Here is a 7567-nt window from a genome sequence, read left to right on the forward strand (position 1 = left end):
GGCACCGCAGCCGGCGGGGTCGGTGGGAAATCTGTCACTGCAGCCACCGTGGACATCCGCTGGCGCGCCGCACTCTGCAACACCGGCCTTCCATTCCGGCTCCTCCTCCGTCGAGGTGTCCACCGGCGCGGCCGACTGGCCCCTGGGCCGTGCGCTCGCGCAGCTGCAAGGCATCTACATCCTGGCCGAGAACGCCCAGGGCCTGGTCATCGTCGACATGCATGCCGCCCACGAGCGGATCGTCTACGAGCGCCTGAAGACCCAGCTCGATGGCCATGCAATCGCGAGCCAGCCACTGCTGATTCCCGCCACTTTCGCGGCCACGCCGGAAGAGGTGGCCACGGTGGAAACCTGCACCGAAGTGCTCGCTGCGCTGGGGCTCGAAGTCTCGCCTTTCTCGCCCCGCACCCTGGCGGTGCGTGCCGTGCCGGCGCCGCTGGCCGACGGCGACCCGGTGGCGCTGGCCCGCAGCGTTCTGGCCGAACTGGCGCAGCACGAGGCCACCACCGTCATCCAGCGAGCCCAGCACGAGTTGCTCGCAACCATGGCCTGTCACGGCGCCGTCCGTGCCAACCGCCGGCTCACCGTGGACGAAATGAACGGCCTTCTGCGGCAGATGGAGGCCACGGAACGCTCCGACCAGTGCAACCACGGCCGCCCTACATGGCGGCAGTTGAGCGTGCGCGATCTGGACGGGCTGTTCCTGCGCGGCCGCTGAAAGACACGGGTTTTTACCCGGGCAGAACACCGCGTCGGCGCCGTCTGTCGCAGCAGCGGCGTCGGGGTTTACACGGTCCTCCGAAAGGCGGGCATGGCCGTTGCATGAGAGCAAGCGTCTGAAAGCCCCGTAACGGGCCGTCAACCAGCCGGTTCACAGCGGCAGCAGTTGCAAATCCCTGTGAACTTCGACCCGCCATCCGGTCTCTGTTTGCCCAATGAAACGTTGGTCCCTCATCGCGTCGGCCTTGTCTTTCACCGTCCTCGTCGGTGCAGGATGCTCCACGCTAGACGCCCAACAGCGCGAATGGATCTTCCAGCCCAGCGATCTGAGCTGGGGCAACACAGCCGAGATGACGGCGGGCATGGACGATGTGTGGATCGACTACCGCACGCCCGGCGGCGACGACGTCCGCCTGCACGGCCTGTGGCTGGGCGACGCGCCGGTGTCGCGCGACACACCCGTGATGCTCTACCTGCACGGCGCGCGCTACAACGTCTCGGGCTCGGCGCCGCGCATACGCCGAATGCACGAGCTGGGCTTTTCGGTGCTGGCCATCGACTACCGAGGTTTCGGCAAGAGCACCAAGACGCTGCCCTCCGAAGAGTCGGCCCGTGAGGACGCCCGCGCCGCCTGGAACTGGCTGGCCGCTAAGTACCCCAAGCAGCGCCGCTACATCTTCGGCCACTCGCTGGGCGGCGCCATCGGCATCGATCTGGCCTCCGACGTGCGGGACGAATCCGGCACCATCGTCGAGGGCACCTTCACCTCGATCTCGGATGTGGTGAGCAGCTTCAAGTGGGGTTGGCTCCCCTTCAAGCCCTTCATCACGCAGCGTTTCGAGTCGCTGGCGAAGGTCAAGTCCATCGGTTCGCCGCTGCTGGTGGTGCATGGCTCCAATGACACGCTGATCAATCCCACCCTGGGGCGCAAGCTCTACGAAGCGGCCACCGGCCAGAAGATGTTCGTGCTGGTCGAAGGCGGCTCGCACCACAGCACCAACTCGGTGGGCGAAGCGCAGTACCGTGCCGCCCTGGCCCAGCTGTTCCAGATGAAGGAGCGGGGCATCGGCACACCCGCACTGGCCACCGGCGAGCCGGCCCCTCGGTTGAGCCAACCGACCGGCGGCGCGGCCGTGCCGCAGGCGGTGAAGCCTCCACAGCCCCTGGGCACCTGAGGCGCACAGCCCTGCGGGAGGGCACGGCGATTTGCTACCCTCGGCGGGATGCCTGCGCCCTCCCCGGCCTCCTGCTTTTCCTCTTCGACCCATCCCGCCCGCAGCGAAAGTCGCGCCTCGGCCCCGTCCACCGCGGCGGACGGACACCGACCGTGACCATGTTGCGCTACATCGCAATGGCGGGCCCCACCGCCAGCGGCAAGACCGCCGCGGCACTGGCGGTTGCGGCGTCGCAATCCGTGCCGGTGGAAGTCGTCAGCGTCGACTCGGCCCTGGTGTACCGCGGCATGGATATCGGAACCGCCAAGCCCACCCTTGCCGAACGCGCGTCGGTGCCTCATCACCTGATCGACATCCTCGACCCGGCCGAGCGCTACAGCGCTGCCGCCTTCGTGGCCGATGCCGAGCAGCTGATCGGGCAGATCCGCCAGCGTGGCGCACTGCCGCTGCTGGTCGGCGGGACCATGCTGTACTTCAAGGCGCTGTTCGACGGGCTGGATGCGATGCCGGCGGCCGATGCGGACGTGCGCCGCCGCATCGACGCGGATGCCGCCGAACTTGGCTGGCCGGCGATGCACGCCCGCCTGGCGGAAGTGGATCCGGACACCGCGGCTCGCCTGGCACCTGGCGACAGCCAGCGCATCCAGCGCGCCCTGGAGGTCTGGATGAGCAGCGGCCGGCCCCTGTCGGCCTTCCATCGCCGCCATGGCGCCGATCCACGCCGCGACGATCCTCTGGCCAATGGCGAGGCCCTGCTCATCTCGCTGGAGACCGAGGATCGCGCCTGGCTGCATGCGCGCATCGCCCAACGCTTCGACGCCATGCTGGCTGGCGGCTTCCTCGACGAGGTGCGACAGTTGCGCCAGCGCCGCGACCTCGACGTGACATTGCCCTCGATCCGTTGCGTCGGATATCGGCAGGCCTGGGAGATGTTGGATGCCATCGAAGGCCGGGCGCCCACGAATGCCGACCTGGCTGCGCTGCGCGAACGCGGTGTGGCGGCGACCCGGCAGCTGGCGAAGCGGCAGATCACCTGGCTGCGCAGCATGCCGCGGCGCGAGGTGATCGCCTGCGACGCGACGGACGCGGCCGACCGGGTGGTGGCACGGGTCCGCCAGGCGCTGGCGAAGGGCGCGACATGAATCGACAGCGGAAAGCACCCCAGGGCGCGTCAGAAGAAGGCCGCAGGGGCACGGCGCCGACGCCCGCGTTCCTGCGCATCGAAGGGCTGGGCAAGTTCTATGGGCAGGGTGCGGACGCGCGTGCGGTGTTCCGCCACCTGGATCTGGTCGTCGCCCCGGGCGAGTTCGTCGCCATCGTGGGTGAATCGGGCGTGGGCAAGTCGACGCTGCTGAACTGCATGGCCGGCCTCGACCATTGGGACGAAGGCCGCGTGGTGCACGGCACCCACGACCTGGGCGCTATGGACGCCGAGCAGCGCGCCCTGTGGCGAAGGGCGCATGTGGGCTTCGTCTTCCAGGCCTTCCATGTGCTGCCCCACCTGGATGTGGGCCAGAACATCGGACTCCCACTGATGCTGCTGGGCCGGCAGGATGGGAAGGCGGAGCGCGTTGCGCAGATGCTGGAGGCGGTCGGGCTTCAGGGCCTGGGCAGCCGGCTGCCCGAGGCGCTGTCGGGCGGCCAGCTTCAGCGTGTGGCCATCGCTCGCGCGCTGGTCCATCGCCCCAGCCTGCTGCTGGCCGACGAGCCCACGGGCAACCTGGATCCGGGCACCGCTGCGAAAGTCATGGACCTGCTGCTGTCCGAATCGCGGGCCCATGGGGCCAGCCTGGTGCTGGTCACCCACTCCGAAGCAGCGGCGGGACTGGCCGACCGGCGGCTGCACCTCGGTCCCGAGGGCTTCCGCTGACGGCGCGCCGCAGCCGCTGGGTCGGTCCTGTCACTTGAGCAGCGCGTCCGCGCCTGGACGCTGCCAGTACACGTAGATCCAGGCCGGCGCGAAGCCCACCCGCGCATAGAGCGAGCGGGCCAGGTAGTTCTCCGCCTCGACCTGAAGGAAGCTGTGCTCGGCGCCCCGCCGCACGGCCTCGGCGGCCATCGCCGCCATCAGCTGCCGCGCGAACCCGTGGCCGCGAAAGCGCGGTCGAGTGCGCATGCCATGCACGCCCATCCAGCCCTCGGCGAAGCAGCCGCTGCCCACGGCCGCCACGTCACCCACGGCACCACCCGACAGCGCTTGCGACAGGCGCAGGCTGGCATAGACCGCGTCCTTGGCCCGTCGCAGCAATCGCACCCGGCTCTGCCCGTCCACCGGATCGAAGCCTTCGCCCAGATAGACCCTCGCCCAATCGTCCCCAGGCGCAGGCGACAGGTGCACCGCGTCTGGTCGCCCGTTGCCCGCCACCGTCGCCGAATCGGCACACATCACCTGGGTGGGCCGGGACGGCACATAGCCGCGCTGGCGCAATGTCTCGGTGAGAGTCTCGAATCCGGGCGTCTCGATGGGCAGGCGCAACACCGTGGGCAGACCGTAGGCCTCGTAGGCTGCCTCGATGCGGGAAAGGACCGCCGGATCCTGCGCGCCATGGTGCAGCGGCACGGCGCTTCGCGCTCGGCCTACCGTACCGCGGTCCAGGGCAAGTAGCCAGCCGGGCAACTCCTCCAGCGCATCGGGCGGCAACGCGGCCAAGGTGGCCCTCTCGATCAATTCAACATTCACGCCAGCAACCATAAAGCCATTGTGAAACGCTTCACGATGTTTGGCAGCGGGGCGTCACCCCACAATCGAAGGATGTTCTCGCTGCTCAACACCTTCTCCTGGCAGGAGGTCCGCCACCATCCATGGCGTCATCTGGCGGCTGTGCTGGCCGTCATGCTGGGTGTGGCGCTGGCGTTTTCGGTGCATTTGATCAACAACTCGGCGCTGGATGAGTTCCAGCGCGCAGCGCGCACCGTCAATGGCCAGCCTGACCTGGAGGTGCGCGCCGTCCAGGGCGATCTGGACGAGACGCTGTTCGGCCAACTGGCCACGCTGAAGCCGCTGGAGCTGCTCAGTCCGGTGCTGGAGGTCCAGATGCTGATGCGCGCCAGCGATGGACGGATGACCAGCCTGCGGCTGCTCGGCGTGGATGCGCTCGTGCTGCCGGCCATCGCCCCGGCCCTGATGCCCGTGCCCTCGGCCGATCGCAGCGACGCGCGGCTGGCCGTGCTGCTGCCGGGACGGGCCTTCCTGAACGCGGCCGCCCGACAAGCCGTGGGTGCACGGGCCGAACGGCTCGACCTGCGAACACCCGACGGCGCCACCCTGGCACTCGACATCGCCGGCACGGTTGCCGCGCCCGGCCCGGCGCTGGCCGTGATGGACATCGGTGCAGCACAAGCGCTGCTGGGCCGACAGGGCCGGCTCAGCCGCATCGACCTGCGTCTGGCACCTGGAGCCGACAGGGAGGCTCTCGCACGCACCATCCGCGCCCTGCCCGCCTGGACGCCTGCATTGCGGCTGGCCGAACCGGCCGATGACGCACAGCGCATCGGGAACCTGTCGCGGGCGTATCGTGTGAACCTGACCGTGCTCGCACTGGTGGCGCTCTTCACGGGCGCCTTCCTCGTCTTCTCTGTGCTGGCGCTGTCGGTGGCAAAGCGGGCGCAGCAGTTCGCCCTCCTCGGTGTGCTGGGGCTGACCGCCCGGCAGCGCTTGCGTCTGGTACTGGCCGAGTCGCTGACGCTGGGCGCGGTGGGCAGCGCGGCAGGATTGGCCCTCGGACTCGCGCTGGCCTGGGCCGCACTCCGGCTGCTTGGCGGCGATCTGGGCGGCGGCTATTTCCGCGACGTGGCGCCAGCCCTGCGGATCGATCCTGGCGTCATGCTCGCCTACGGCCTGCTGGGGATGCTGGCCGCACTGGCCGGCGGCTGGTGGCCGGCGCGTTCCGCGCAGCGCCTGCCCGAGGCCCAGGCGCTCAAGGGACTCGGCGATGCCTCGGGCCGGGGTGGCCGGCTGTGGCCGGCAGCGGCACTCATGGGCGTCGGCGGCGCGCTGGCGCTGGCGCCGCCGGTGTTCGGCGTGCCGCTGGCGGCCTATGCGTCGGTCGCGCTCCTGCTGGTGGGCGGTATCGCTGCACTCCCATGGTTGATCCAGGCGCTCTACGGCTGGCTGGCGCCGCGGCTCGCCGCACGGCTGTTGCCGCTGATGGCAGTGGAGCGGGCCCGACGCACGCGCGGCAGCGCCGCCATCGCGCTGAGCGGCGTGGTGGCGAGCCTGGCGTTGTCCGTGGCGCTCACCGTGATGGTCGCTAGCTTCCGCGAATCGGTGACGCGTTGGCTCGACGTGGTGCTGCCCGCAGACCTCTACGTGCGTGCGGCCGGCGCATCGTCAGGTGAACTGGCGCCGTTCGACGCGGACTTCGTGGCGTCTGTGCGGGCCATCCCGGGCGTGGCGCGGGTCGCGCCACAGCGTCTGCGCCTGCTGCAACTGGATCCGGCCGCGCCCGCGGTGAGCCTGCTGGCCCGACCCATCGACCCGCGCACGCCCGGGGACAGCCTGCCGCTGACGGGTCCGGCCCTGCCCACGCCCCCGGGCCGCATTCCGATCTACGTCAGCGAGCCGATGCTGTCGCTGCACGGTGCGCGCGTGGGCGCCACGCTGCCGTCGCTTGACGCGGCCTTTGGCCTGCCTGCCGGGCGTTTCTTCGTGGCGGGCGTATGGCGCGACTACGCGCGGCAATTCGGTGCCATTGCAATCGACCAGACCGACTACAGGGCGCTCACCAACGATGCCAACGCCAGCGAGCTGTCGCTCTGGCGTAGCGCCGATTCGGACGAGGCAAGGATCCGCCAAGCGCTGAGCCGGCTTGCGCTGGCGCGGCTGGGTGCCGGCGACGCGCTGGACATCGCTTCCACCGCAGAGCTGCGCGCCGTGTCATTGCGCATCTTCGACCGCAGCTTTGCAGTGACCTATTGGCTGCAGGCCGTGGCCATCGCCATCGGCCTTTTCGGCATTGCCGCCAGCTTCAGCGCACAGGTGCTCGCGCGTCGCAAGGAGTTCGGACTTCTGGCGCACCTCGGCTTCACGCCGGGCCAAGTGCGCCGCTTGGTCGCCGGCGAAGGCGCAGCCTGGACCGGCATCGGCGCCCTGGCCGGACTCGGCCTCGGATTGGCCGTGGCCACCGTGCTGGTGAAGGTGGTCAATCCGCAGAGCTTCCACTGGACGATGGACATGCTGCTGCCCCCCGGACGGCTTGCCGCGCTCTGCGTCGCAGTCATTGCTGCCGGCACCATCACCGCATGGCTGAGCGCGCGGGCGGCCGCGTCGCGCGACATGGTGTTGGCGGTCAAGGAAGACTGGTAGACGCGGTCAAGCGAGACGTCAGCGCACGCAGTCCCGCTCCAGGAAAACAGGGGCTTGGCGCGCGAGCACAGCACATCCGCCGCCAAGGACCGGGCAAAACAAAACCGCCTTGCTGAACTCCCTGAGCGGGGCAGACAAGGCGGTCTTGGACCAAACACTGGAGCGGGAAAACGGTCTCGAACCGTCGACCTCAACCTTGGCAAGGTTGCGCTCTACCAACTGAGCTATTCCCGCGTCTTGATCGGACACTGGAAGAAGCCTTGAGGCTTCCTCCTTAAAACTGGAGCGGGAAAACGGTCTCGAACCGTCGACCTCAACCTTGGCAAGGTTGCGCTCTCCCAACTGAGCTATTCCCGCAGAACCGAGC

Annotated in this window: 5 protein-coding genes, 2 tRNA genes and 1 pseudogene; 5 read left to right on the forward strand and 3 right to left on the reverse strand. The window is 69.3% G+C overall.

Annotated features, from left to right (window positions below):
• From mutL to QZ772_RS07280, 4 genes and pseudogenes are all read left to right on the forward strand, one after another.
• Window positions 1-718, forward strand: a pseudogene (mutL, locus tag QZ772_RS07265) (DNA mismatch repair protein MutL); the annotation flags it as partial.
• A 217-nt stretch (window positions 719-935) separates the two neighbouring features.
• Window positions 936-1895 carry an alpha/beta fold hydrolase gene (locus QZ772_RS07270; protein ID WP_295524355.1) on the forward strand — a complete coding sequence of 320 codons (960 nt, stop codon included), beginning with the start codon at window positions 936-938 and terminating at the stop codon, window positions 1893-1895.
• A 158-nt stretch (window positions 1896-2053) separates the two neighbouring features.
• The gene (gene miaA, locus QZ772_RS07275) at window positions 2054-3037 is read left to right on the forward strand and encodes a tRNA (adenosine(37)-N6)-dimethylallyltransferase MiaA (protein WP_295524362.1); all 984 of its coding nucleotides are present in this window, start codon (window positions 2054-2056) and stop codon (window positions 3035-3037) included.
• Window positions 3034-3765, forward strand: a complete 732-nt coding sequence (locus QZ772_RS07280) for an ABC transporter ATP-binding protein (RefSeq protein ID WP_295524357.1) — start codon at window positions 3034-3036, stop codon at window positions 3763-3765. Before miaA ends, QZ772_RS07280 begins: the two co-directional genes overlap by 4 nt.
• Window positions 3766-3795: 30 nt before the next feature.
• On the opposite strand, the gene QZ772_RS07285 is transcribed toward QZ772_RS07280, so the two are convergent.
• On the reverse strand, window positions 3796-4545 hold the full coding sequence (locus tag QZ772_RS07285) for a GNAT family N-acetyltransferase (protein ID WP_295524359.1): 750 nt from the start codon (window positions 4543-4545) through the stop codon (window positions 3796-3798).
• Between the two features lie 102 nt (window positions 4546-4647).
• Between QZ772_RS07285 and QZ772_RS07290 the strand changes: the two genes are divergently transcribed.
• A complete protein-coding gene (locus QZ772_RS07290) occupies window positions 4648-7200 on the forward strand; it encodes an ABC transporter permease (RefSeq protein WP_295524361.1) in 2553 nt (850 codons plus the stop codon).
• Window positions 7201-7358: 158 nt separating this feature from the next.
• Here QZ772_RS07290 and QZ772_RS07295 read toward each other — a convergent pair.
• A tRNA-Gly gene (locus tag QZ772_RS07295) sits at window positions 7359-7434 on the reverse strand.
• A 47-nt stretch (window positions 7435-7481) separates the two neighbouring features.
• Window positions 7482-7557, reverse strand: a tRNA-Gly gene (locus QZ772_RS07300).
• Window positions 7558-7567 lie beyond the last annotated feature (10 nt).

It is taken from the genome of uncultured Pseudacidovorax sp. (genome assembly GCF_913773995.1).
Classification (GTDB): Bacteria; Pseudomonadota; Gammaproteobacteria; order Burkholderiales; family Burkholderiaceae_C; genus Xenophilus.